Source organism: Stenotrophomonas sp. STEN087, from assembly GCF_056759115.1.
Map to the genome: position 1 here is coordinate 1 of NZ_JBRRCR010000051.1, position 23,117 is coordinate 23,117.

General features: G+C 67.7%; 19 protein-coding genes and 1 pseudogene. 7 read left to right on the forward strand and 13 right to left on the reverse strand.

Going from position 1 to position 23,117, the window contains the following annotated elements; all coding sequences use genetic code 11:
• Positions 1-108, forward strand: a pseudogene (locus ACVOK1_RS13645) (IS110 family transposase); the annotation flags it as partial.
• 311 nt (positions 109-419) lie between these two features.
• On the opposite strand, the gene ACVOK1_RS13650 reads toward ACVOK1_RS13645, so the two are convergent.
• From ACVOK1_RS13650 to ACVOK1_RS13660, 3 genes are all read right to left on the reverse strand, one after another.
• Positions 420-1,202 carry a helix-turn-helix transcriptional regulator gene (locus ACVOK1_RS13650; RefSeq protein ID WP_200753653.1) on the reverse strand — a complete coding sequence of 261 codons (783 nt, stop codon included), beginning with the start codon at positions 1,200-1,202 and terminating at the stop codon, positions 420-422.
• Between the two features lie 153 nt (positions 1,203-1,355).
• Positions 1,356-2,481, reverse strand: a protein-coding gene (gene prfB, locus ACVOK1_RS13655; RefSeq protein ID WP_108768747.1) for a peptide chain release factor 2 whose coding sequence is annotated in 2 segments (ribosomal slippage) — positions 1,356-2,405 and positions 2,407-2,481 — 1,125 coding nt in all. Because the reading frame shifts where the segments join, the coding sequence is not laid out codon by codon here.
• Positions 2,482-2,653: 172 nt separating this feature from the next.
• Positions 2,654-3,553: a LytTR family DNA-binding domain-containing protein gene (locus tag ACVOK1_RS13660; protein ID WP_481562384.1), complete on the reverse strand. Its 900-nt coding sequence runs from the start codon at positions 3,551-3,553 to the stop codon at positions 2,654-2,656.
• Positions 3,554-3,706: 153 nt separating this feature from the next.
• Between ACVOK1_RS13660 and ACVOK1_RS13665 the strand changes: the two genes are divergently transcribed.
• The 3 genes from ACVOK1_RS13665 (at position 3,707) to imm45 (ending at position 6,458) form a co-directional block, all read left to right on the forward strand.
• Positions 3,707-4,912: an acyltransferase family protein gene (locus ACVOK1_RS13665; protein WP_481562385.1), complete on the forward strand. Its 1,206-nt coding sequence runs from the start codon at positions 3,707-3,709 to the stop codon at positions 4,910-4,912.
• A gap of 91 nt (positions 4,913-5,003) precedes the next feature.
• Complete coding sequence (locus ACVOK1_RS13670) at positions 5,004-5,975, forward strand: phosphatase PAP2 family protein (RefSeq protein ID WP_481562386.1); 972 nt, start codon at positions 5,004-5,006, stop codon at positions 5,973-5,975.
• A 141-nt stretch (positions 5,976-6,116) separates the two neighbouring features.
• Positions 6,117-6,458, forward strand: a complete 342-nt coding sequence (gene imm45 / locus ACVOK1_RS13675) for an Imm45 family immunity protein (RefSeq protein ID WP_481562387.1) — start codon at positions 6,117-6,119, stop codon at positions 6,456-6,458.
• Between the two features lie 177 nt (positions 6,459-6,635).
• Here imm45 and ACVOK1_RS13680 read toward each other — a convergent pair whose 3' ends face one another.
• Positions 6,636-9,533: a VIT domain-containing protein gene (locus tag ACVOK1_RS13680; RefSeq protein ID WP_481562388.1), complete on the reverse strand. Its 2,898-nt coding sequence runs from the start codon at positions 9,531-9,533 to the stop codon at positions 6,636-6,638.
• Positions 9,534-9,692: 159 nt separating this feature from the next.
• Entirely contained in the window at positions 9,693-11,450 is a 1,758-nt protein-coding gene (gene recJ, locus ACVOK1_RS13685) for a single-stranded-DNA-specific exonuclease RecJ (protein WP_481562400.1), read from the reverse strand.
• Between the two features lie 203 nt (positions 11,451-11,653).
• Here recJ and ACVOK1_RS13690 point away from each other — a divergent pair, with 203 nt between their 5' ends.
• Positions 11,654-12,685, forward strand: coding sequence for a DUF1176 domain-containing protein (locus ACVOK1_RS13690; RefSeq protein WP_406231604.1), 1,032 nt, complete (start codon positions 11,654-11,656; stop codon positions 12,683-12,685).
• 91 nt (positions 12,686-12,776) lie between these two features.
• On the opposite strand, the gene ACVOK1_RS13695 is transcribed toward ACVOK1_RS13690, so the two are convergent.
• From ACVOK1_RS13695 to dapB, 5 genes are all read right to left on the reverse strand, one after another.
• A complete protein-coding gene (locus ACVOK1_RS13695) occupies positions 12,777-13,694 on the reverse strand; it encodes a phosphoglycerate mutase (protein WP_481562389.1) in 918 nt (305 codons plus the stop codon).
• A 4-nt stretch (positions 13,695-13,698) separates the two neighbouring features.
• Positions 13,699-14,163, reverse strand: a complete 465-nt coding sequence (greA, locus tag ACVOK1_RS13700) for a transcription elongation factor GreA (RefSeq protein WP_481562401.1) — start codon at positions 14,161-14,163, stop codon at positions 13,699-13,701.
• Between the two features lie 8 nt (positions 14,164-14,171).
• Complete coding sequence (carB, locus tag ACVOK1_RS13705; RefSeq protein WP_481562390.1) at positions 14,172-17,414, reverse strand: carbamoyl-phosphate synthase large subunit; 3,243 nt, start codon at positions 17,412-17,414, stop codon at positions 14,172-14,174.
• A 149-nt stretch (positions 17,415-17,563) separates the two neighbouring features.
• Positions 17,564-18,691 carry a glutamine-hydrolyzing carbamoyl-phosphate synthase small subunit gene (gene carA / locus ACVOK1_RS13710; protein ID WP_108768737.1) on the reverse strand — a complete coding sequence of 376 codons (1,128 nt, stop codon included), beginning with the start codon at positions 18,689-18,691 and terminating at the stop codon, positions 17,564-17,566.
• A 326-nt stretch (positions 18,692-19,017) separates the two neighbouring features.
• Positions 19,018-19,749 carry a 4-hydroxy-tetrahydrodipicolinate reductase gene (dapB, locus tag ACVOK1_RS13715; RefSeq protein ID WP_481562391.1) on the reverse strand — a complete coding sequence of 244 codons (732 nt, stop codon included), beginning with the start codon at positions 19,747-19,749 and terminating at the stop codon, positions 19,018-19,020.
• A gap of 90 nt (positions 19,750-19,839) precedes the next feature.
• Between dapB and ACVOK1_RS13720 the strand changes: the two genes are divergently transcribed.
• Both ACVOK1_RS13720 and ACVOK1_RS13725 read left to right on the forward strand, forming a co-directional pair.
• A complete protein-coding gene (locus ACVOK1_RS13720) occupies positions 19,840-20,151 on the forward strand; it encodes an SDR family NAD(P)-dependent oxidoreductase (RefSeq protein ID WP_481562392.1) in 312 nt (103 codons plus the stop codon).
• A complete protein-coding gene (locus ACVOK1_RS13725) occupies positions 20,093-20,602 on the forward strand; it encodes a 3-oxoacyl-ACP reductase (protein ID WP_481562393.1) in 510 nt (169 codons plus the stop codon). The genes ACVOK1_RS13720 and ACVOK1_RS13725 overlap by 59 nt, the downstream gene beginning before the upstream one ends.
• A 53-nt stretch (positions 20,603-20,655) precedes the next feature.
• Here the strand turns inward: ACVOK1_RS13725 and ACVOK1_RS13730 are convergent, their stop codons facing one another.
• From ACVOK1_RS13730 to ACVOK1_RS13740, 3 genes are read right to left on the reverse strand one after another with little or no spacing between them, the layout of a single operon-like run.
• Complete coding sequence (locus tag ACVOK1_RS13730) at positions 20,656-20,901, reverse strand: DUF6587 family protein (protein WP_108768735.1); 246 nt, start codon at positions 20,899-20,901, stop codon at positions 20,656-20,658.
• Positions 20,901-22,763: a ferrous iron transport protein B gene (gene feoB / locus ACVOK1_RS13735; RefSeq protein ID WP_481562394.1), complete on the reverse strand. Its 1,863-nt coding sequence runs from the start codon at positions 22,761-22,763 to the stop codon at positions 20,901-20,903. Before feoB ends, ACVOK1_RS13730 begins: the two co-directional genes overlap by 1 nt.
• A complete protein-coding gene (locus tag ACVOK1_RS13740) occupies positions 22,760-23,014 on the reverse strand; it encodes a FeoA family protein (protein WP_481562395.1) in 255 nt (84 codons plus the stop codon). Before ACVOK1_RS13740 ends, feoB begins: the two co-directional genes overlap by 4 nt.
• Positions 23,015-23,117: the final 103 nt, after the last annotated feature.

Genomic DNA, 23,117 nt, shown 5'->3' on the forward strand with positions numbered 1-23,117 from the left:
GCCCGCGGCAAGGAGGGCAAGGTGGCCATCGTGGCGGTGATGCGGAAGATGCTGGTGATCCTCAACGCCCGCGTGCGCGACGCTGAAAGCGGACCGATCCCCGCTTAACAGACGCGTATCTGGGCATCCTCAGAGGCTGCCGGCCAGCGGCCGGCACTACCGTGCGCGTCTGCTGGAAGGGCTGGCGCCCCTCCGGCAACACAGTTGCTCCATGGGTGAGGGCGCTTTGATTGCGAAGCACTGCTTCGCAAGCGCCCGAACGCCCAGCCGCCAGCGGCTGGGCCGGACCCCGGAGGGGGGTTCACGGCGTCCCCGCAAACCCACAGTGCCCCGCCAACCCTCGGATAGCCCGCTCTTGCCTTTGACGTTGCGGTGGCTTGAAGCAGGTGCAGGGCTGCAAGCCCTGCCGGACAACCCCCCTACTTCCGCGGCAGGTAGGTCACCAGCGAAAGATCGTGCCGGCTCTCCGGCACCAGCGCCACGTACTGCAGGTCCAGCAACCCGCGCGTGGGATGCATCAGCTTCTTGGCCCCCTCGTCGAAACGACGGACGTCATGCTCCGGCCACCATAGGCGGAACTGCTCGCTCTGCGCCGAAATGTCCTCGGCCAGCGCCAGGAACGGCGCCTTGTCCGGCGCCTGCGCCATCGCCGCCCGGAACCCGGCCAGCAGGCCGCGGCTCATTTCTTCCCAGTTGAGGATGCGTTCGCGGTAAGGCGCGTACAGGAACATCAGCCACAGCGTGTTGCGCTGGTTCGGCGGGAACTGGCTGTAATCCACGAACAGATCGGCAATGGCCGCGTTCCAGGCCAGGATGTCGAAGCGCGTGTTACGGACGTAGGCAGGGATCGGCTGCATCGCCTCCACCAGCTGGCGCAGGCCGTCAGTCACGCTTTCGTCCGGTGACTCCAGCGGCACGCCGTAACCGGACAGCGCGAAGGCGTACGCGCGCTCGTCATCGCTCAGGCGCAGCACCGTGGCCAGGCGTTCGAGCACTTCGGGCGAGGCACGCACTTCGCGGCCCTGCTCGATCCAGGTGTACCAGCTGACACTGACCCCGATGGCCAGCGCCACTTCCTCGCGCTTCAGACCCGGGGTGCGCCGACGCCCGGCCGGCAGGCCAAGCGTGGCGGGGTCGACACGGGCGCGGCAGGCTTTCAGGAAGCCGCCCAGTTCCTTGCGTTCACTCTCGCTGCGCATCATCGCTACCGCCGCACTTGTTGTAGCGTCGAGCCATGCTCGACGCATCTGCCAGCCCGCGAAAAGAAGCCGAGCATGGCTCGGCTCTACAGAAAGCCGATTCAGCCGCCCTCGGCATTGCGCACGAGGGCGATGATATCCGCGCAGGCGCGTGGATCAGGCATCGATGCGCTTGGAACCCACGGCCAGGCCGGCCTTCAGGCTGGCCTCGACGAACTCGTCCAGGTCGCCGTCGAGCACCTTCTGCGTGTCCGAACGCTCGATGCCGGTGCGCAGGTCCTTGATACGGCTCTGGTCGAGCACGTAGTTGCGGATCTGGCTGCCCCAGCCGATGTCGGACTTGGTGGCTTCCACCGCGTCCTTCTCGGCGTTGCGCTTCTGGATCTCCAGCTCGTACAGCTTGGCGGCCAGCATCTTCATCGCGTTGTCGCGGTTCTGGTGCTGGCTGCGGCCGGTCTGGCAGGCCACGACGATGTTGGTCGGGATGTGGGTGATACGCACCGCCGACTCGGTCTTGTTCACGTGCTGGCCACCGGCACCGGACGAGCGGTACACGTCGGTACGCAGGTCGGCCGGGTTGATGGTGATATCGATGTTGTCATCGATTTCCGGCGACACGAACACCGAGGTGAAGCTGGTGTGGCGGCGGTTGTCCGAGTCGAACGGCGACTTGCGCACCAGGCGGTGCACGCCGGTCTCGGTCTTCAGCCAGCCATAGGCGTAATCGCCTTCCACGCGCAGCGTCGCCGACTTGATGCCGGCCACGTCGCCGCCGGACACTTCCATCAGCTCGGTCTTCCAACCGCGCGATTCGCACCAGCGCAGGTACATGCGCAGCAGGATTTCCGCCCAGTCCTGGGCTTCGGTACCACCGGCACCGGCCTGGATGTCGACGAACGCCGCGGCATTGTCCATCTCGCCGGAGAACATGCGCTGGAATTCCAGCTTCTCGACGTGCGCCTGGTGCTTGTCCAGATCGGCGACCACGGCCAGGGCGGTATCTTCGTCCTGTTCGGATTCAGCCAGTTCCAGCAGTTCGGTCGCATCGGTCAGGCCGTCGAGCACCGCGGCGATGCCGCCCACGGTCTTCTCCAGGCTGGAGCGTTCACGGCCCAGGTTCTGCGCGTATTCGGCGTTGTTCCAGACGTCGGGGCTTTCCAGCTCCCGCGTTACTTCTTCGAGACGCTCTTTCTTGGCGTCGTAGTCAAAGATACCCCCTGAGCGACACCACACGATCGGTCAGATCGGTGATGCGCTGGCGGACAGGATTCAGTTCGATCATGTCGGCGGTTATGCACTAAATAGATGACTGCCAATGATACCGCAGGCCGGGGTTCGCGGCATGAGGGGGCCGACGGTAGAGTCGACTGCCAGTCGACTATCGCGCGCAGCGCGGGCTTCACCGGAACCTGAACGAACAGCAGTCGACTGACAGTCGACTCTACCCGCCGACGCTACCCGCCGGCCCCACCCGCCCCGGCCAGCGCCTGCCGCAGCAGCGGCAACTGCCGCCGGCTGCACGGCACCTTCGCCCCGTCAGCCATGTGCAGCAGGGCCTCACCGCCGTCCAGTGGCTCGATCGAACGCAGCTGGCCGCGGTGGATCAGCCAGCTGCGGTGCGGGCGCAGGAAAACGGCCGGGTCCAGCCGCTGCTCCAGCGCCGCCATGGTGATGCGCAGCGGGTAATCGTGGCCGCGCACCCGCAGGTTCACGTAGTTGCCGGCGGCCTGGGCGTACTCCACATCGCCGGTAGCCACCAGGAACTCCTTGCCCAGCTTGCGTACCAGAAAGTGCTGCGGGCGCTCGACCGGTTCGACCGGCGGGCCGTCGTCGGGCGGCGCCAGCAGGTGCGCCTCACCCTGCCGCTGGCGACCGAACCAGGCCACCGCATGCACGGCCACCACCAGCAGGCTGTAGGTCTGCACGTCCTTGAAGAACTCGTAGAACCACTGCGCCGGCCAGTCGCCATAGGTGTAGTGCTGGCCGATCACGGCAAAGGCCAGCTTGCGCAGCAGGACCATGGCGCTGACGTGCAGCAGCCACCAGGCAATGCCACCCAGCACATAGAAGCCGATCCGGCGGCGCCAAGTGTCTGCATGCAGCGGCCAGCGCCGCGCGGCGGCATGCAGCAGGGCCAGCAGGCCGAGGCTGGCCAGCGCACTGCTGAACTCCTCGATCGAGGTTGCCCCTGCCGGGAAGGCCTCGCCGTCACGCAACGCCCGCATCCACTTCACCAGCACATTGGCGACCGCAGTACCCAGGAACAGCACCGCCCAGAACACGGCGGTCAGCCCTGGGCGATGCGGACGCTCTGCAGCTGGGACGGGCAACGCCGCCGGATCTCCACTTTCCATGCCGCCATTGTTGCCCATCCGGCCCTGCGCGCATCCGCCATTGGTCCCTGCCACCCCACCATTGGCCCCAGCGCGGCCGCCATTGCGCCCCTCCCGCTGGTGGACAAGGCCAGGCAGGCGGACGCTGCAGCTTCTTTCCGATGCCCGCCGCCCATGCACCGTCGCCACGATCTGGACACCCTGCGCATCGCCGCCTTTGCGCTGCTGATCCTCTACCATGCCGCCATGGCCTATGTGGCCGGCTGGGATTTCCACCTCAAGAGCGCTTACACCGCCGAGTGGCTGCAATGGCCGATGATCGCGATGAACCGCTGGCGGATGCCGCTGCTGTTCGCCATCAGCGGCATCGCCCTGGGCCTGTCGCTGCCCGAGCACGGGTGCTGGCGGCACACGCTGCGCAGATGCTGGCGCCTGCAGCTGCCGCTGTTGTTCGGCATCGTCGCGGTGGTATCCCTGCAGGCCTACTACGAGGCCCTGGACAAGGGCGACGTGGCGCCGGGGCTGGCCCGGTTCCTGTGGCGCTACTGGCAGTTCCAGCCGTGGCCGGGCGCGCATTTCAGTGGCGCCGCCTATGGCTTCACCTGGAACCACCTCTGGTACCTGGCCTATCTGCTGCCCTACACCGTGCTCGCGGTGGTGCTGGCCAGCCTGCTGCGACCGCTGGGTGGGGCGCTGCCGCGCTGGCAGATCAGCGACCGTGTGCTTGGCGCACTGCTGCTGGTGCTGCCGGTGGCCTGGCTGGCCTGGGCGCTGCTGGTGTTGATGCCACGCTGGCCGCCCACCCACGCGCTGCTGGACGACGTCTATGTGCACGCCGAGTCGCTGCCGCTGTTCCTTGGCGGCTTCATGGCTTCACGCTGGCAGCGGGGCTGGGAGCTGCTGGTCCGCGGGCGCCGGCTGACCCTGGCGCTGGCCGTGCTGGGGCTGTGCCTGGAACTGGGCATCCGCGCACTGGCCCGGCTGCCGCATGTGGGCGACGTCGACGCCTGGGTACTGGCACTGCCGTGGGGCCAGACCGAACGCATCGGCCGTGCGCTCTATACCTGGTGCATGCTGCTGGCCCTGTTCGGCTGGGGCCGGGTGCTGCTGTACCGCCCGTGGCCAGGGCTGGGCTATTGCCGGCAAGCGGTGTTCAGCTGGTACATCCTGCACCAGACCGTGCTGATCGCGCTGCTGTATGCACTGCGCCCACTGCAGCTTGGCCCGTGGCTGGAACCCGCCCTGCTGGTGGCCGGCACCATCGGCGGCTGCCTGCTGATCCACGAACTGCTGGTCCGTCGCGTGCGCTGGCTGCGCCCGCTGTTCGGCCTGCGCAACGACGCCTCATCGCTGCCCGTGGCACGTGTTGCGCCGGTGTAGAGCCGGGTCCACACTCGGCTGCTTCGGTCATGAGCCGAGCATCGGCTCAGCTCTACCTGGCCGGATTACCAACGGATGATGAGGACAACGGATGTTCCAGACGCAGTGGCACCTGTGGTTGCAGCACACCTTCGACGCCGACTGGTTCCTGTCGGTGATGCAGTTCATCAGCCTGCTCGGCTATGAAATGGCCTACACCGCGCTGATCCTGGTGTGTGCGTTCGGTGCACGCCTGCGCGCCGGCCTCTGCGTGATGCTGGCGGTGCTGCTGATGGCCTGCACCACGCATGCGATCAAGCAGAGCGCCGCCCTGCCCCGCCCCTCCGACGTGGATGCGGCGGTGCTGGACAAAGGCGAGCCTTCGCACCCGTTCGTGGTGGATGGCGGCGGCCATACCTTCTGGGCACTGCCCGATGCGCAGGCCACCGCGATGCTGCGGGCGCAGCCGCACGCCGACTATGGCTTCAACAGTGGTCACGTGGGCATCACTACCGCGGCGGGCGTCGCCCTGCTGCTGGCATTCGGCATCCGCCGCCGCTGGCTGCGCTGGACGCTGGTGCTGGGCTGGCCCCTGCTGATGGCGATCTCGCGCATGTATCTGGGCCGGCACTTCCTGGCCGATGTGCTGGCCGGTTGGTTGATAGGTGTCGGCGTCGCTCTGCTGGCGTGGCAGTTGATGCCTGGGCTGCGTGGAGAACGGCGCTGGCAGCTGCCGGTGCTGCTGGGCCTGGGCGTGACGTTGTCGTGGGCCTCGTTGTGGACGCCCCTGGTACCGCTGGGTGAAGCCTCGCGCCTGCTCGCACTTGCCCTGCTGGTGGCGTGGCTGCAGTGGCGCGGCTGGCCGGCCGATCCGCAGGGTGTCGTGCAGCGGGTGCTGCGCGTGTTGGCCGTGGTGGTGGTCTACCTGTTGGCGCGGCCGGCCGTTGGCTGGCTCGCAGACATCATTTCGCTGCCGGATGCACCGGTTACGGCATTGTTGTGGCACACCGTAGGCACGCTGCTGATCCTCGGTGGAGGCATTGCGCTGGCACGGTGGATTCCGCGCAGGGCCGCCGGCACCTGATACCCAACCTCACGGCAATTGCAATTATTCGCATTGAATGTGCCACCGCACCTTGCGACTCTCCCCGGTCGACTTCCACACAGGAACGTGTTCTATGCGTCGAGGCCCGCAATCGCGCCAGATCCGGCCACAGGCGTCACGATGACATCCAACCTGCAACCGCTACTTGAACTCACCGACGATGAGCTGAGCCATGGGACCATCTTCCGCTTCCCTGGAGTGTGGCCCCACGAAGAAATGGTCGATCTCATGCTGTTCGATAATCCTGATGAGCAGCGTCCTCATGGACTCATCGTCTGCACAGGGCATAAGGCTGGACTGATCCTGGTGCTTCTTCCACGAGAATCCGCGAGTCCAAATGGGCGCAGCGTGCGCACTGAATGGCTCGTCTCGGAATGGACACACTGGGTCTACGCGGATTGTCCGGTCGAGAAGGTCCAAGTCCTTCGCCGCTATCCCGCACCGATCCCGGGAGAAACGTAGAGTCGAGCCAGCTCGACTTTGCGCGGGCGAATGGCAGCCACGCATGGCGTGGCTCTACTCCAAGGCAGCCCGCCGCGCATCGTAGATCCACGCCATGCGTGGATGAATCGGGCGAGGTAGCGCCGGGCCATGCCCGGCGGACGCGGTGGATTCCACGCAGCCACGCATGGCGTGGCTCTACCGCACCTCGAACTCGCCCACCAGCACAGTCTCCGCGCGATCCTTCAATCGCATGGTGACCATCTGGTCCTTCTGCCGCGGCGTGCCCCAATGGGTGGTCAGCCGCAACATCAGGGTGGTCGCGCCGGTCACCAGCTGCTGGCGGCTGCCGAAGTAGTTGGCCTCCACCTTGTACCTGCCGGGCTTGGCATCGCGCAGCGAGAACTGCTCGGGGCCGTAGCCGCCGGTGAAGTCCTGCGACATCTGTCCGCCCTGGTAGGTCAGCCGGTTGCCGTAGTACGCGCGCTCGCCGTTGGGGTCGGTCACCCACAGGTCCATGTCGCTGTTGTCGGCGTCCCAGGCCAGCACCACGCGCAGGTCCAGCGGCATCGCCTGCAGCAGGCGTGGATCGATGCCGCGGGTATCGAGCGTCGGCCGGCTGCGTGACACCAGGTTGGTCAGCTCATCCAGCGCGATCAGGGCGATGCCATCGAAACGGCCATCCCACGGACGCACCACCACCTGGTACAGCGGCTCCAGCGCCTGTTGCGGCTTGCCGGCTGCGGCCAGCGCCAGGCCGAGATCGCGGAAGCTCTGCGGCTCCTCCTGCCCCATCGCCAGCACCTGTTCGAACACCGGCACGGCCAGCGCGGGCGCGTCGGCCTGCAGCAAGCGGTAGCCGAGTACGCGCAGCAGGTGGCGGTTGTCCAGGTCCATCTCGGCCAGGTTGGACAGCACGCGCAGCGCCAGCTCGCGCTGGTGCTGCTGCAGCAGCAGATCGGCGACGTCGAGGAAGAACGCGCTGCTGTCGGCATGCGCGGCACGCTCGGCCAGGTAGCGGTCATACAGCTGGGCGGGCGGCCCCTGGCGCAGGCGACGGGCCACCGGCGAATCCGGCTGCCATGCCGCCAGCTGGATGCCGAGCTGGCCGTTGTTTGCCGGCGCCGCCTCATCCTCGATCGCCGACCCGGTCACCGCGATGGCATCCAGGGATGTGGCGGCCGCCGGGGCCTGACGGCGTGCACGGGCGGTCTCCATCCGCGATTCGGCGGCCACCATGGGTGCGGGCGGCGGCGCAGGTGCGGCCGGTGCGGGCGCGGCGAGCAGTGCCATCGGTGCACTGGCGGCCGATTGGTCGTGGAGGATCTCCTTCGCCGCAGACGGCGGCGCCTGCTTCGGCCAGCTGCGGTTCCACCACTGCTGGCGCTCCTTCCACTGTGCGGCCACCTTGTCGAGCCTGCGGCGGTCCTCGGCTGCACGGTCAGCGACCTGGCGCGCATAGCCGCGGTCATAGTCGGCGCGCAGCGCACCGGCCGGGCGGATCGCGTAGCGCAGGTAGTCCTGCAGGGTTTCCAGCACGATCAGCGAGGTATCCGGGCCCACCAGCCCGAACTGCTGCGACAGGCGCTGCATCGCTTCACGGTTGCTGCGCCGGTCCACCGCCAGCTGCTGCAGGCGCGCCTGCGCCCACAGGCCAGCCAGCAGGTCGCCATCGTCGCTGCGGGGGGTCGACGGTAGCGCCTGCCATTTGCCCCCATCGACGCGCACGCGCATCGGCACGCCCTCGGCCGCGAGGCGAGCATGCAGCCACAGCCAGCCCTGCGCTTCGCTGCGGCGATCGATCACCACATCCTGCACGCCACGCCCGGCGTCGATCTGGATATCCAGCGGCGCGGACAGCAGTTCGCGCGCGGCAGCCTGCAGGTCATTGCCCAGCGCCACGAAACGGCCGCCGTGGGCCTCGCTCCAGCCACGCAGACGGGTGACATCCGTGCGTGCGCCGGCACTGCTGATCGCGAACAGGCGCTGGCCAGCGGCAAGCGTCGGCAGTGCTTCCGGGCCGTAGGTCAGCAGCCCATCACTGACCAGCAGGTATTCCTTTACGCCGGGCTGCGGCTGCCAGTTGGCCAGCGCGCTGGCGCCGTCCGGCCGTACCTGCTGCAGCGCCTGGCGCAGCGCGCTCCAGTCGCCCTTGCGGATGCGGAACCGCCGCTCGGCCTCGGGGCGGTCGCGCAGCACGGTCAGCACGACATTGCCCTCGCCCATCGCCGCGAAGTAGCGGTCCAGCAGCGCGAACTCGCGGGTGCGGTCGCGCTGGCCGGCGGAACCGGAGCCATCCCAGAGCAGGCCGACCTCGCTCGGCACCGTGCGCGGCGCACGGTCAGCGGGCACCGGCAGCTGGGCCAGCAGGTAGTGACCGTCCTGCCACTTCGCCACCTGCACCTGCGACTGGCGCACCGCAGGCAGGGTCCACTGCAGCTGTGCCGGCAGTTGTGCGCCACGCCCCTGCCAGTGCAGCTGACCGCCCTGCAGGGCGAATGGCGCCTTGCCGGTAGTCGCAGCGCCTGCTGCCTGCAGATCCAGCTTTACCGAGCCCGCGCCTGCAGCGAACTGCAGCGGCAATGCCCATTGCCAGCCGTTACCGGCGTAGGCCAGCGGCTCACGCACCACCAGCTGCACGCGGCGGCTGCCGCCGGCCGGCAGCGGATACACGCGCAGGCGGAACTGGTTGCCCGCCGTCTGTTCCAGCAGGCCCGGATCGACGCTGCGGCGGGCGATCTCCTCGAACACCTGGCGGCCGCGATCCTTCGGCACCGGTACCGCCTCGCGCAGCTCGCCATTGATGTCCAGCGCGAAGCCGCTGATCTGCTGGCCATCCCCCAGCGGGAACTGCAGCTCGCCTTCCAGCACGCGGCTGTTGGGATTGTGGAATTCCAGGGTGATGCGGGTCTGCGCGATGCCGGCCTGGACCTCGCCTTCGATGCGGGCCTCGCGCAGCTGGATCGGCTGCTCGGCGGCCGGGGCGATCAGCAGCGGCGTGCTGGGCTGAGGCCGCGCGTGGCGGGGCGACTGCGCGTCAACGGGCCAGGCCGCCAGCACCAGCAGGATCAGGGGGGCACAGCGGGCAAAGACCATGGCACGGCTCCAGTGGGATCGTGGACGGTTCAACGCACCAACACGGCAGGTGGGGTTACGGGTCGAACGTGGATGCATTCCGCCGGGCATGGCCCGGCGCTACCGCTGCGTGCGGGGCCGCTGGTAGCGCCGGCGAGCGCGAAGCGCGGCGCTCCGCTGTCAGGCAGGAAGGCAGTGCTCCACGATCAGCTGGATCGCGGTGCCGCCGCGGTAATCATCGCAGGCCAGGCGGTAGGCCAGGTGTACGTGGCGGCTCGGTGCATTGCCGTGCCAGCCGCCGAAGTGGATGGCGTTGACCGTGCCCGGCAGGCCGGGCAGGCGCAGTTCCAGCTTCAGATGGCGCTCTTTCAGCACGCGCCAGTTGGCCACTTCGAAATGGCCGTCGAACAGCGGCTCGGGGAAGCCCTGCCCCCAGGGACCGGCCAGGCGCAGGGCGTCGGCATGGCGGTGGTCGAGTTCGTGCACACCCAGTTCGCCGTCGCTGAGCACATGCTGCTGCAGCGCGGCCGGGTCCAGCACTTCCTGCACGATGGCGACGAAGGCGGCCTCGAACGCGGGCAGATGCTCCAGGCGCATGCTCAAGCCGGCGGCCATCGCGTGGCCACCGAAGCGCTCGACCAGTCCGGGATGACGTGCGTCGACCAGTGCCAGTGCATCACGGATATGCAGGCCCGGGATGGAACGGGCCGACCCGCGCAGGGTGTCGGCGCCGGGCTCGGCGGGTGCGAAGGCGATCACCGGGCGATGCAGTCGGTCCTTCATCTTCGATGCGACCAGGCCGACCACGCCGGGGTGCCAGTCGGCATCGAACAGGCAGGCCGCCACCGGGCGCTCGCCCTCGGACTGCAGCACCACGCGCGACAGCGCCTGCTCGGCGTCGTCTGTCATCGACTGCTGCACGGCGCGGCGCTCGGCGTTGATCTGCTCCAGGGTCTGGGCGATGTCGCGGGCCTGGCGCGGATCTTCGGTCAGCAGCAGGGCAATGCCGAGCGCCATGTCCTCGAGGCGGCCGGCCGCATTGAGGCGTGGGCCGAGCGCGAAACCAATGTCGGTGGCCGTCAGCCGTGCGGCATCACGACCGCTGGCTTCGATAAGCGCTTTCAGGCCGACGCAGGCATGGCCTGCACGCAGCCGACGCAGGCCGGCGCTGACCAGGGCGCGGTTGTTGGCATCCAGCACAACCAGATCGGCGACGGTACCGACTGCCACCAGATCCAGCAGCGTGGTCAGGTCCGGACCCTTGCCATCGGCGAAGACACCGGCTTCGCGCATCTGCCGGCGCAGGGCCATCAGCACATAGAAGATGACGCCGACACCGGCCAGCGATTTGCTGGGGAAGTCGTCGCCCTCCAGGTTCGGGTCGACGATGACATCGGCCGGTGGCAGCAGCGGTCCCGGCAGATGGTGGTCGGTGACCAGCACCTGCCAACCACGCGCCTTGGCGGCGTTGACGCCGGCATGGCAGGCAATGCCGTGGTCGACGGTGACCAGCAGGTCCGGCTGCAGTTCGGCCAGCTCCTCCACCAGCGAGGGCGACAGGCCGTAGCCGTGCACCATGCGGTTGGGCACGGCATGGAACACATGCTGTGCGCCGAGCATGCGCAGGCCGCGCACGCCGACCGCGCAGGCGGTGGCGCCATCGCAATCAAAATCGCCCACCACCAGGATGCGCTTGTCGTTGGCGATGGCCTCGACCAGCAGCGCGACCGCCGCGTCGATGCCGGTCAGCAGCTCAGGCGCATGCAGGTTGCCCAGCCGCGGCAGCGCAAGGTCCGGCGTGGTCGCGCCGCGGCTGGCGTACAGGCGGGCCAGCAGCGGCAGCGTGTCGTCGGGCCATGCACCAGGCTGCACCGGCTCGCGGCGCAGGATCATCGGGGTATCGGACACAGGCAGCGCAGCATCGGCGGCAAGGGACATCGGCATCGCCGGGTTGCGGAAGACGTCACCATGATAGCGCGGGGTCAGACCCCTCTGCCCGCAGAGGGCTCTGACCCCATCGGAAGCATTTGGAGCCCGGGGTTGGACCCCTCTGCCTGCAGAGGGCTCTGACGCCGTCTGAAGCATTTGGAATCCCCCGCCGTTTCTTCCATGCTTGCCGGCCCCGAAACGGATTTCTGTCCATGCGCCACATTCTGTTCCTGGCCCTCGCCCTCGCCCCGGCCGCCCACGCCGCCACGCCCGAGCCGAAGGCCGGCGTGGAGTTCGAGCACAACGACTGGTCGCTGGCCTGTGACAACACCCGCACCTGCCGCGCCGTGGGTTACAGCGCTGAAGAGCCCGGCAACCTGCTCAGCCTGATGCTGGAACGTGCAGGTGGCCCCAATGCGCCGGTGATCGCGCGCCTGCGCAATGGCGAGGATGGTGAAAGCCCGATGCCGACCGGCGCGCTGCGCCTGCGCCTGAATGGCAAGGACCTGGGTCCCGTGCAGGACACCGGCAATGCCGAGAAGGTGTTGCTGAAGCAGGCGCAGACCGATGCCCTGGTCGCCGCCCTGCCCCGCAAGGCGCGCATCGAGATCGTCGATGGCAAGGGCAAGCTGTGGCCGATCTCCGACAGCGGCGCCACGGCCGTGCTGTTGAAGATGGATGAGGCGCAGGGTCGGCTGGGAACGCCTGGTGCGCTGGTGCGCCGTGGCGACAAGGCGGAAGCGAGCGTGCCGGCAGCACTGCCGGTGCCGGTGATCGTGCGTGGTGCGCTGTTGGCACCGCGCAGCACGGATGCGGCATTGACCAAGGTGCCAGCGCTGCGCAAGGCGATGATCGCTGCGCTTCCGGATGCCGACGAATGCATGCGCGTAAGCGAGGGCGAGCAGGATGAGATCGAGATCCAGCGGCTTGATGCCGGGCATGTGCTGGCCAGCACCAGCTGCTTCAGGGGGGCATACAACTTCAGCAGCGGCTACTGGGTGGTACAGGACAAGGCGCCGTACCAGGCGCAGTTCGTGACCTCCGATGCGGAGGACTTTGATCGGGAGTCGCGCCTGCTGCAGGGGCGCTTCCGTGGCCGCGGCATCGGCGACTGCATTTCCGGCCATGACTGGGCGTGGGATGGCGCGCGCTTCGTGAAGAGCAGTGAGTTCACGACCGGCCAGTGCCGCGGCATGCCGGGCGGGCATTGGCAGCTGCCGACCGTTGTCAGCACGGTGAAGTAGTGCCGGCCGCTGGCCGGCAACCGCGACAAACATCGGGGTCAGAGCCGTTTCCCCAAGGAAAACGGATCCGACCCCGCTCATCCGACCCCGCTCAATCGTGCAGCTGGCGGGGCTTTTTCCAGAACTGCCAGCGCTGGCGCTTGTCCAGCTGGAACTGCAGGCCGTCTTCGAAATCCAGCACCAGGCGCTGCAGCTCACCGCGCTGCAAGGCCACCAGCAGCGGGCGGATGGCATCGTAGCCCAGCTGCTGCAGCGAACGCAGCTGGCGCAGGTCGACCAGGGCATCGACGGACTGCTCGCCATCCACCGATACGCCGGCGGCCTGGGCCAGGCCCTGCAGCAGGGCATCGCGGCTGCGCACCTGCACGTGCTGCGTGGTCACAGACACCGGCATCACGCCGCCGCCCCAGAACCACAGGGAATTGATCGGCTGCTGGCCCTGTGCGGCACGCTGCTGGTTCCACGAATGGTTGTGCAGCAGCACCTGCGCCTCGGTCATCAAGGCACGCCAGCGACGGCCAGCCTCGCCTTCGGGCAGGTGCGAGAACAGGTCATCGCCCAGCACGTCGTCGGGGCTGTCGAAGGTCGGCAGGTCGATGTCGATCGGCAGGCGCAGGTACCAGCGCGCCGGGTCCGGCGCATCCAGCACGAAGCCGACATCGGCGAACAACGGCTGCAGCACCGGCAGCAGCGCAAGGCTGTCGGCCAGGGTCGGCCGCAGCGTCTCGCCGTGGCCCATCATCCGCGCACCGTGCATGTCCGGCACCATGCAGGCCGGATCGGCGCGCAGCCAGCACGCGCCAGCGGCATCGCCGACATCGCGCTGGCGGGTCAGTGCGGCGACCGGCCAGTGCGGCGCGGCCACGGTGAAGTGGCGCTGCAGCTGGGCGCGCTCACCCGCATCCCGCTGCACGGCGGTGGCGCGGCCCAGGGCGCGCGCCACCTCGTCTGGCAGTGCAGCCGCTGCAAAGCGGCTGCGTGCCGGCAACAACAGGGTCGCCGTTGCCACCCGGTCAGGCCACGTAGCTGACGCTGACGATCTCGTACTCGCGCTGGCCGGCCGGGGCGTCGATCACGATCGAATCGCCTTCCAGCTTGCCGATCATCGCGCGCGCCACCGGCGAGGAAATGGCGATCAGCCCCAGCTTGATGTCCGCTTCCAGGTCACCGACGATCTGGTACTTCTTCTCTTCGTCGGTTTCCACGTCGGCCAGGGTCACGCTGGCGCCGAACACCACCTTGGAGCCGGCATTGAGCTTGCTCACGTCGATGATCTCGGCGTGCGACAGCTCGCCTTCCAGCTGCTTGATGCGGCCTTCGATGAAGCCCTGTTCCTCGCGCGCGGCGTGGTACTCGGCGTTCTCCTTCAGGTCGCCGTGCTCACGCGCTTCAGCGATCGCGGCGATCACCTTCGGGCGCTTGACCGACTTCAGGTGATCCAGTTCATCGCGCAGCTTCTGCGCGCCCTTCATCGTGATGGGGGCTCTCATGCATTCAACTCCTTGTGCAGCTCCTGCAGCGACCAGACGGGGCCGGTACCGCGGAATTCCAGTGAATCCACCAGCGCCTTGGCGCCGGCAATGGTGGTCGAATAGGTGACGCGGTGCTGGAGCGCCTCGCGACGGATCGAGAACGAATCGTTGATCGCGGCACGGCCTTCGGTCGTGTTGACGATGTAGACGATCTCGCCATTCTTGATCGAGTCGACGATGTGCGGACGACCTTCGACCACCTTGTTGATGATCTCGCAGTCCATGCCGTGCTGCTGCAGCCACGCGGCGGTGCCACGGGTAGCGACCAGGCTGTAGCCACGCGCCAGCAGCGCCTTGGCCACCGGCAGCACGCGCTTCTTGTCCGGGTCACGCACCGAGACGAAGGCCTTGCCGACCGGCGGGGCCTTGATGCCGCCCGCTTCCTGCGCACGCGCGAAGGCGGCGTTGAAGGTGCGACCGACGCCCATCACTTCACCGGTGGAACGCATTTCCGGCCCAAGGATCGGGTCGACGCCCTGGAACTTGGCGAACGGGAAGATCGCTTCCTTCACCGAGTAGTAGTCCGGCACGATCTCTTCGGTCGCGCCCTGCTCGGCCAGGGTCTTGCCGGCCATGCAGCGCGCGGCGATCTTGGCCAGCGCCATGCCGGTGGCCTTGGACACGAACGGCACGGTACGCGAGGCGCGCGGGTTCACTTCCAGCAGGTAGATGGTGTCATCGCCATCGTCGTTGGTCTGGATGGCGAACTGGGTGTTCATCAGGCCGACCACGTTCAGGGCCTTGGCCAGCTCCACCACCTGGCGGCGCAGCTCGGCCTGGGTCTTGGCCGACAGCGAGTACGGCGGCAGCGAGCACGACGAGTCACCGGAGTGCACGCCGGCTTCTTCGATGTGCTCCATCACGCCACCGATCAGGACGTTGCCGTCCTTGTCGGCGATGATGTCCACGTCCACTTCCACGGCGTTGTCCAGGAAGCGGTCCAGCAGCACCGGCGAATCGTTGGACACCTTCACCGCGTCGCGCACGTAGCGGGCCAGGTCGGATTCGCCGTAGACGATCTCCATCGCACGGCCGCCCAGCACGTAGCTCGGGCGCACCACCAGCGGGTAGCCGATCTCACGGGCCAGCAGCAGGGCTTCCTGGTCGTTGCGTGCAATGCGGTTCGGCGGCTGCTTCAGCTTCAGCGAATCAACCAGCTGCTGGAAGCGCTCGCGGTCTTCGGCCAGATCGATCGAATCCGGGCTGGTGCCGATCACCGGCACGCCGTTGGCTTCCAGCGCGCGCGCCAGCTTCAGCGGCGTCTGGCCGCCGTACTGCACGATCACGCCCTTCGGCTGTTCCAGTTCGACGATTTCCAGCACGTCTTCCAGGGTCAGCGGTTCGAAGTACAGGCGGTCGGAGGTGTCGTAGTCGGTCGACACGGTTTCCGGGTTGCAGTTGACCATGATGGTTTCAAAGCCATCCTCGCGCAGCGCCAGTGCCGCGTGCACGCAGCAGTAGTCGAACTCGATGCCCTGGCCGATGCGGTTCGGGCCACCGCCGAGGATCATGATCTTGTCGCGGTTGGTCGGCGCGGCCTCGCACTCGTCCTCGTAGGTCGAGTACAGGTAGGCGGTACCGGTGGAGAACTCACCGGCACAGGAATCGACGCGCTTGTAGACCGGGCGCACCTTGTGGGCACGACGCAGCGCACGGATGGCCGCTTCGTTGGTGCCGGTCAGCTGGGCCAGGCGGGCGTCGGAGAAACCGGCGCGCTTCAGCTTGCACAGGCGCGCGGCGTCCAGTGCGTCGATGCCACCGGCAGCAACTTCAGCTTCGGCCGCGATGATTTCCTCGATCTGGTCCAGGAACCAATGGTCGATGAAGGACAGCGCGTAGATCTCTTCCACGCTCATGCCGGCGCGGAACGCATCGGCCACGTAGAACAGACGCTCCGGGCCCGGGGCCTTCAGCTCGCGACGCAGGGTCTGCAGGTCGTCTTCATTGGTCAGGTCCAGGCCGGTCGGGTCGAAGCCGACCTTGCCGGTTTCCAGGCCACGCAGGGCCTTCTGCATCGACTCCTGGAAGGTGCGGCCCATCGCCATCACCTCGCCCACCGACTTCATCTGGGTGGTCAGGCGGGCATCGGCGGCCGGGAACTTCTCGAAGGCAAAACGCGGAATCTTGGTAACCACGTAGTCGATGGACGGCTCGAACGAGGCCGGGGTCAGACCGCCGGTGATTTCGTTCTTCAATTCGTCCAGGGTGTAGCCGACGGCCAGCTTGGCGGCGACCTTTGCGATCGGGAAGCCGGTGGCCTTGGAGGCCAGCGCCGAGGAACGCGACACGCGCGGGTTCATCTCGATGACGACCACGCGACCGGTGTTCGGGTTGATGCCGAACTGCACGTTCGAGCCACCGGTGTCCACGCCGATCTTGCGCAGCACGGCGATGGAGGCATCGCGCAGGCGCTGGTATTCCTTGTCGGTCAGGGTCTGCGCCGGGGCCACGGTGATCGAGTCACCGGTGTGCACGCCCATCGGGTCCAGGTTCTCGATCGAGCAGACGATGATGCAGTTGTCCGCGGTATCGCGGACCACTTCCATTTCGAATTCCTTCCAGCCCAGCACCGACTCTTCCACCAGCACTTCGGTGGTCGGCGACAGTTCCAGACCGCGGCTGACGATGTCGACCAGCTCTTCGCGGTTGTAGGCGATGCCGCCACCGCTGCCGCCCAGGGTGAAGCTCGGGCGGATGATGGTCGGGTAGCCGACGCGGGTCTGGATCTCCAGCGCCTCGTCCAGGGTGTGGGCGACGGCGGCGGTCGGGCACTCCAGGCCGATCTCACCCATGGCGACGCGGAACAGCTCGCGGTCTTCAGCCATGCGGATCGCTTCGCGCTTGGCGCCGATCAGTTCGACGTTGTACTTCTCCAGCACGCCGTTGTCGGCCAGGTCCAGCGCGCAGTTCAGCGCGGTCTGGCCACCCATGGTCGGCAGCAGTGCATCGGGCTTTTCCTTGGCGATGATCTTCTCGACCGTCTGCCAGTTGATCGGCTCGATGTAGACGGCGTCGGCCATCTCCGGGTCGGTCATGATGGTGGCCGGGTTGCTGTTGACCAGCACCACGCGGTAGCCCTCGTCACGCAGGGCCTTGCAGGCCTGGGCGCCGGAGTAGTCGAACTCGCAGGCCTGGCCGATGACGATCGGGCCAGCACCGATGATGAGGATGGTCTTGAGGTCAGTGCGCTTGGGCATTTTCTTCTCTAAGTCAGTACAGCGTGACAAGGGGGGTGATCGCACGCTGTCGATCAGGAATCTTGATCCGCAGCGCCGCGCCAGGGGCAGCAGCGATGCGGGGGCTTACGGTCCATCGCGACGCCACCGGCAAGCCGGCGGCGAACTGATCACGCCTTGCTCTGTTCCATCAGGGCCACGAAGCGGTCGAACAGCGGACCCACGTCGGTCGGGCCAGGCGACGCTTCCGGGTGACCCTGGAACGAGAACGCCGGCACGTCGGTGCGGGCGATGCCCTGGTTGGTGCCGTCGAACAGCGAACGGTGGGTCACGCGCAGGGTTGCCGGCAGGGTCGATTCGTCGACCGCGAAGCCGTGGTTCTGCGAGGTGATCATCACCCGGCCGTCGTCCAGGTCCTGCACCGGGTGGTTGGCACCATGGTGGCCGTGGCCCATCTTCATGGTCTTGGCGCCCGAGGCCAGGCCCAGCAGCTGGTGGCCCAGGCAGATGCCGAAGGTCGGGATCTTCACGTCGATGAAGGTCTTGATCGCTTCGATGGCGTAGTCGCACGGTTCCGGGTCACCCGGGCCGTTGGACAGGAACACGCCGTCCGGCTTCAGTGCCAGCACCTCGGCAGCCGGGGTCTGCGCCGGCACCACGGTCACTTCGCAGCCGCGCTCGGCGAGCATGCGCAGGATGTTGGTCTTCACGCCGAAGTCGTAGGCCACGACCTTGAACCTGGCCGGCACGCTGACGAACGCGTTGGCGTCCAGGTCCAGCTGGCCTTCGGTCCAGGTGTAGGTCTTCTCGGTAGTGACGACCTTGGCCAGATCCATGCCCTTCAGCCCCGGGAACTTGCGGGCGGCTTCCAATGCCTTTTCCACGTCGATGTCGCCGGCCATCAGCGCACCGTTCTGCGCGCCCTTCTCGCGCAGGATGCGGGTCAGCTTGCGGGTGTCGATGCCGGCGATGGCGACCACGCCACGCTGGATCAGCCAGTCCTGCAGCGACACCTGGCTGCGCCAGTTGCTGGGACGGCGCGGCACGTCGCGCACGATCAGGCCGGCCGACCACACCTTGGACGCTTCATTGTCCTGGTCGGTCATGCCGGTGTTGCCGATATGCGGATAGGTCAGCGTGACCATCTGCCGGGCGTAGGACGGGTCGGTCAACACTTCCTGGTAGCCGGTCATGGCGGTGTTGAACACCACCTCACCGACGGACAGGCCGGGCGCGCCTACGGATTCGCCCTCGAATACGGTGCCGTCTTCGAGGACGAGGATTGCGGCTTGGGTCACGGAAATCTCACTTTGGCTACCGAGGGGGCTGCCGAAGTCACGCCTGCGCTTCACGGAAATCCGGTTGCAAAAAAACGCGGACGTACGGTCTGGGACCGGTCCGGCTTTCGTGATTCGGCGAGTGCGAATTGTAGCGCTGCCGGGGCGCTCGCGCCAGCGGTTATATCGCTTTATGAACAGGCGATTGCGTATTCATTTCAATCCGGCAGCGTATGCGGGCCATTGGCAGGGGTCGGATCCTTTCCCGAACGGGAAAGGCTCTGACCCCTGGTGCCCCCAGATGGGGTCAGAGCCCTTTCCGTTGGAAAGGGATCCGACCCCGGGAATCAGCGCGCCGGACCGTCCAGCAGGTCCCGCACCCGGTAGCTGCCCGGCGCCCGCCCCTGCAGCTGGCGGGCGGCAAACAGCGCGCCGCGGGCGAAGATGTCGCGGTTGGTCGCGCGGTGCACCAGCTCGATGCGCTCGCCCTGGCCGGTGAACTGCACCAGGTGCTCGCCGATGATGTCGCCGGCGCGCAGGCTGGCGTAGTGCGGCTCCGCCCCGCCCCGCTGCGCGGCCGCGCCCAGGGTCAGCGCGGTACCCGACGGCGCATCCTTCTTCTGCGTGTGGTGCGACTCGACCACGTCGCAGTCCCAGCCGGCCAGCGCCTGTGCAGCGCGCTCGACCAGTTCATCCAGCACCGCCACGCCCAGGCTGAAGTTCGACGCCCAGACCAGCGGGATCGCGCCCGCGGCGGCTTCCAGGGCCTGCCGCTGCACGCTGGAAATGCCGGTGGTGCCCGACACCAGGCCCGCACCACGCTCCACGCACAGCGCCAGCATCGGGTCGAAGCCCTCGGGCAGGCTGAAATCGATCGCCACGTCGAACGCCGGCGCGCCTGCCAGTTCGCTGGCGGCGAAGAACGGCACGCCGTCGATCACGCGCTGGTCCGGTGCGCGGCCGGTCACGGCGGCCACGACCTGCAGGGTTTCGGGGTGTTCGGCAGCCAGGCGCAGCAGGGCCTGGCCCATGCGCCCGGAAGCGCCATGGATGAGCAATCGCAGGGGAGTCTGGTTCATGCACGCAGGCTAGCGGCAGCGCGGTCGATCCGGCAAGCGCCATCACTGCTACGCTGCATGCCCTTTCAGGCAATGGAACGCATTCCCATCATGCAGATCAGCGAACAACTCGTCCTGGTCACCGGCGCAGGACGCGGCCTGGGCACGCATATCGCCCGCGCATTCGCCGCACAGGGCGCACGCGTGGTCGTCAACTACCAGCGCAGCGAGGCGCCGGCCCGGGCGTTGGCCAGGGAACTGGGCGGACAGGCCCTGGCCGTGCAGGCCGATGTCACCGACCGCGACCAGGTCGCCGCGATGCTGCAGCAGGCGCAGGCGCATTTCGGCCAGGGCGTGACCGGTGGTGAACAATGCCCTGGCGGCGTTTTCGTTCAACGGCGATGCGCGCGACCAGGCCGGTGACATTGGCTGGCCCGCGTTCCAGGCACAGTTCGAAGGCAGCGTGCGCGGCGCGCTCAACACCGTCCAGGCCGCCCTGCCCGGCATGCAGGCGCAGCGCTTCGGCCGGATCATCAACATCGGCACCAACCTGTTCCAGAACCCGGTGGTGCCCTACCACGACTACACCGCCGCCAAGGCCGCCCTGCTCTCGCTGACCCGCACCCTGGCCGGCGACCTCGGCCCGCACGGCATCACCGTGAACATGCTGTCCGGCGGCCTGCTGCGCAGCACCGATGCCAGCGCGGCGACGCCCGAGGCGGTGTTCGACTACATCGCCGCCAATACACCGCTGCGCAGCGTGACTACTCCGGCCGAGTTCGCCGATGCCGTGCTGTTCTTCGCCAGCCCGTGGGCGCGCGCGGTCACCGGCCAGAACCTGGTCGTCGACGGCGGGCTGGTCAGGGACTGGTAGATCCACGCCACGCGTGGATGGGATCAAGGCGATTCAGTCGAGCAAGCTCGACTCTACTTCTTGGTCGGCCCGCAGCTGTCGCAGCCACCGCAGGCGCCACCACCGCCGCTGGCCGGGGGCGCGATCTTCCGCCCCAGGCCCTGCATCCAGGCCGCGCGGCCCGGCTTCAGCAGGGCCAGTGCCAGCGTGCTGCGCAGCCTGCGCGTGGTACCCGGAAACTGCTTCTTCATCACCACCCACACGCTGGCCAGCACGGCCACCGCGACGATGAGGTATTGGATCAGCAGGCCGGCGTCCATCAGCCGCCTCCCAGCGCCACGGTCACTTGGTAGGTGATCAGTGCCGCCACGTAGGCCGCCGCGAACAGGTACAGCGCCGAGAAGCCCATCGTCTTCCACGAATTGGTTTCGCGCTTGATGGTGGCCAGCGTCGAAATGCACATCGGTGCGTAGATGAACCACACCATCAGCGCCAGGCCGGTGGCCAGCGACCAGCCATCGGCCACCACCGGCGACAGCGCCGAGATGGCCGCATCGTCATCGGCCGCCGACAGCGCGTAGACCGTGGCCAGCGAAGACACCGCCACTTCGCGCGCGGCCAGGCCCGGAATGAGCGCGATGCAGATCTGCCAGTTGAAGCCCAGCGGCGCGAAGATCGCGGTCATCGCATGGCCGATCTGGCCGGCGTAGCTGTAATCGATGGCCGGCATGGTGGCGTCGGCCGGGGCGCCCGGGAAGGTCAGCAGCACCCATAGCAGGATGGTCAGGGCCAGGATGATGCCGCCCACCCGGCGCAGGAAGATCATGCCGCGCTCATACAGGCCAACGGCCAGGTCGCGCACGTGCGGCAGGCGGTAGGACGGCAGCTCCAGCATCAGCGGGTGCTCGCTCTTGTCGCGGCGCCACTTCTTCATCACCCACGACATCACCACCGCGCTGAGGATGCCGGCCACGTACAGCCCGAACAGGACCAGGCCCTGCTGGTTGAAGATGCCGACCTTGCCGGCCGGGATGAACGCACCGATCAGCAGCGCGTACACCGGCAGTCGTGCCGAGCAGGTCATCAGCGGCGCCACCAGGATGGTCGCCAGGCGATCGCGCGGGTCCTGGATGCTGCGGGTGGCCATGATGCCCGGCACCGCGCAGGCAAAGCTGGACAGCAGCGGGATGAAGGAACGGCCCGACAGGCCGGCGCCCGCCATCATGCGATCGAGCAGGAACGCCGCGCGCGGCAGGTAGCCGGACTCCTCCAGCGCCAGGATGAAGGCGAACAGGATCAGGATCTGCGGCAGGAACACCACCACCCCGCCGAGGCCGGCGATGATGCCGTCGGTCAGCAGGCTGGTCAGCGGGCCTTCGGGCAGCACGCCGCCGACGAATTCGCCCAGCCAGCCGAAGCCGGCTTCGATGCCATCCATCAGCGGCGTGGCCCAGGCGAACACCGCCTGGAAGATCAGGAACATGACCACCACCAGGGTGATCAGGCCGAACACCGGGTGCAGCAGCCAGCGGTCCAGGGTGTCGTCGATCTTCGCGGTGCGCGCCGGCATGCTGACGGCCGCCGCAAGGATGCTGCGCACCTTGGCGTGGTAATCGATGCCTCCCTCGACGCCGGCCAGCGGCGCATCCAGGTGCGGCACCATCGCATCGAGGCGGTCGACCAGGGCCTTGGCGCCCTGCTTGCGCACGGCCACGGTTTCCACCACCGGCACGCCGATCTCGCGCTCCAGCGCGGCCACGTCGATGCGGATGCCACGGCGCTGGGCCGCGTCCACCATGTTCAGCGCGATGACCATCGGCTTGCCCAGCTCACGCAGTTCCAGCGCGAAGCGCAGGTGCAGGCGCAGGTTGGTGGCGTCGATCACGCACAGCAGGACGTCCGGCGCGGCCTCGCCCGGGTAGAAGCCCCGGCACAGGTCGCGGGTGATCGCCTCATCCAGGCTGGCCGGCTGCAGGCTGTAGGCGCCCGGCAGGTCGAGCACGGCGAACTCGCGGCCGGACGGCGCACGCAGGCGGCCTTCCTTGCGCTCGACGGTGACGCCGGTGTAGTTGGCGACCTTCTGCCGGCTGCCGGTCAGCTGGTTGAACAGCGCGGTCTTGCCGCTGTTGGGATTGCCGACCAGCGCGATGCGCAGGGGAGCGGCGTTGACGGCAGCATTCATGCACGGGACTCCACACGGGCGGTGTCGATGACGATCCGCTTGGCTTCACTGATACGCAGTGCGAAACGGGTGAACCCGACCTGCACCAGCAGCGGCTCGCCACCGACCGGCCCCTTGGCCACCAGGCGCACTTCCTCGTCCTTGACGAAGCCCAGCTCGCGCAGGCGCCGGGCGATGGCATCGTTGGCGTGCAGATCCTGCACGGAATCGACCACGGCCGGGGTATGCAGGGGCAGTTCGGACAGCGTCATCTAGCGCGATCTCAGCTGGATGTAAATGGTTCTCGATTCTAACATTCCCGCGTCGCGTCATGGCCCATGACCAATGGCCCGCTATGATCCATACAGGTATGGA

Excerpts from the sequence above, each read along its gene's own strand:
- ACVOK1_RS13650 (WP_200753653.1), bottom strand. The coding sequence starts at position 1,202 with ATGATGCGCAGCGAGAGTGAACGCAAGGAACTGGGCGGCTTCCTGAAA.
- ACVOK1_RS13660 (WP_481562384.1), bottom strand. The coding sequence starts at position 3,553 with ATGGAAAGTGGAGATCCGGCGGCGTTGCCCGTCCCAGCTGCAGAGCGT.
- ACVOK1_RS13665 (WP_481562385.1), top strand. The coding sequence starts at position 3,707 with ATGCACCGTCGCCACGATCTGGACACCCTGCGCATCGCCGCCTTTGCG.
- ACVOK1_RS13670 (WP_481562386.1), top strand. The coding sequence starts at position 5,004 with ATGTTCCAGACGCAGTGGCACCTGTGGTTGCAGCACACCTTCGACGCC.
- imm45 (WP_481562387.1), top strand. The coding sequence starts at position 6,117 with ATGACATCCAACCTGCAACCGCTACTTGAACTCACCGACGATGAGCTG.
- ACVOK1_RS13680 (WP_481562388.1), bottom strand. The coding sequence starts at position 9,533 with ATGGTCTTTGCCCGCTGTGCCCCCCTGATCCTGCTGGTGCTGGCGGCC.
- recJ (WP_481562400.1), bottom strand. The coding sequence starts at position 11,450 with ATGTCCCTTGCCGCCGATGCTGCGCTGCCTGTGTCCGATACCCCGATG.
- ACVOK1_RS13690 (WP_406231604.1), top strand. The coding sequence starts at position 11,654 with ATGCGCCACATTCTGTTCCTGGCCCTCGCCCTCGCCCCGGCCGCCCAC.
- carB (WP_481562390.1), bottom strand. The coding sequence starts at position 17,414 with ATGCCCAAGCGCACTGACCTCAAGACCATCCTCATCATCGGTGCTGGC.
- dapB (WP_481562391.1), bottom strand. The coding sequence starts at position 19,749 with ATGAACCAGACTCCCCTGCGATTGCTCATCCATGGCGCTTCCGGGCGC.
- ACVOK1_RS13720 (WP_481562392.1), top strand. The coding sequence starts at position 19,840 with ATGCAGATCAGCGAACAACTCGTCCTGGTCACCGGCGCAGGACGCGGC.
- ACVOK1_RS13730 (WP_108768735.1), bottom strand. The coding sequence starts at position 20,901 with ATGGACGCCGGCCTGCTGATCCAATACCTCATCGTCGCGGTGGCCGTG.
- feoB (WP_481562394.1), bottom strand. The coding sequence starts at position 22,763 with ATGAATGCTGCCGTCAACGCCGCTCCCCTGCGCATCGCGCTGGTCGGC.
- ACVOK1_RS13740 (WP_481562395.1), bottom strand. The coding sequence starts at position 23,014 with ATGACGCTGTCCGAACTGCCCCTGCATACCCCGGCCGTGGTCGATTCC.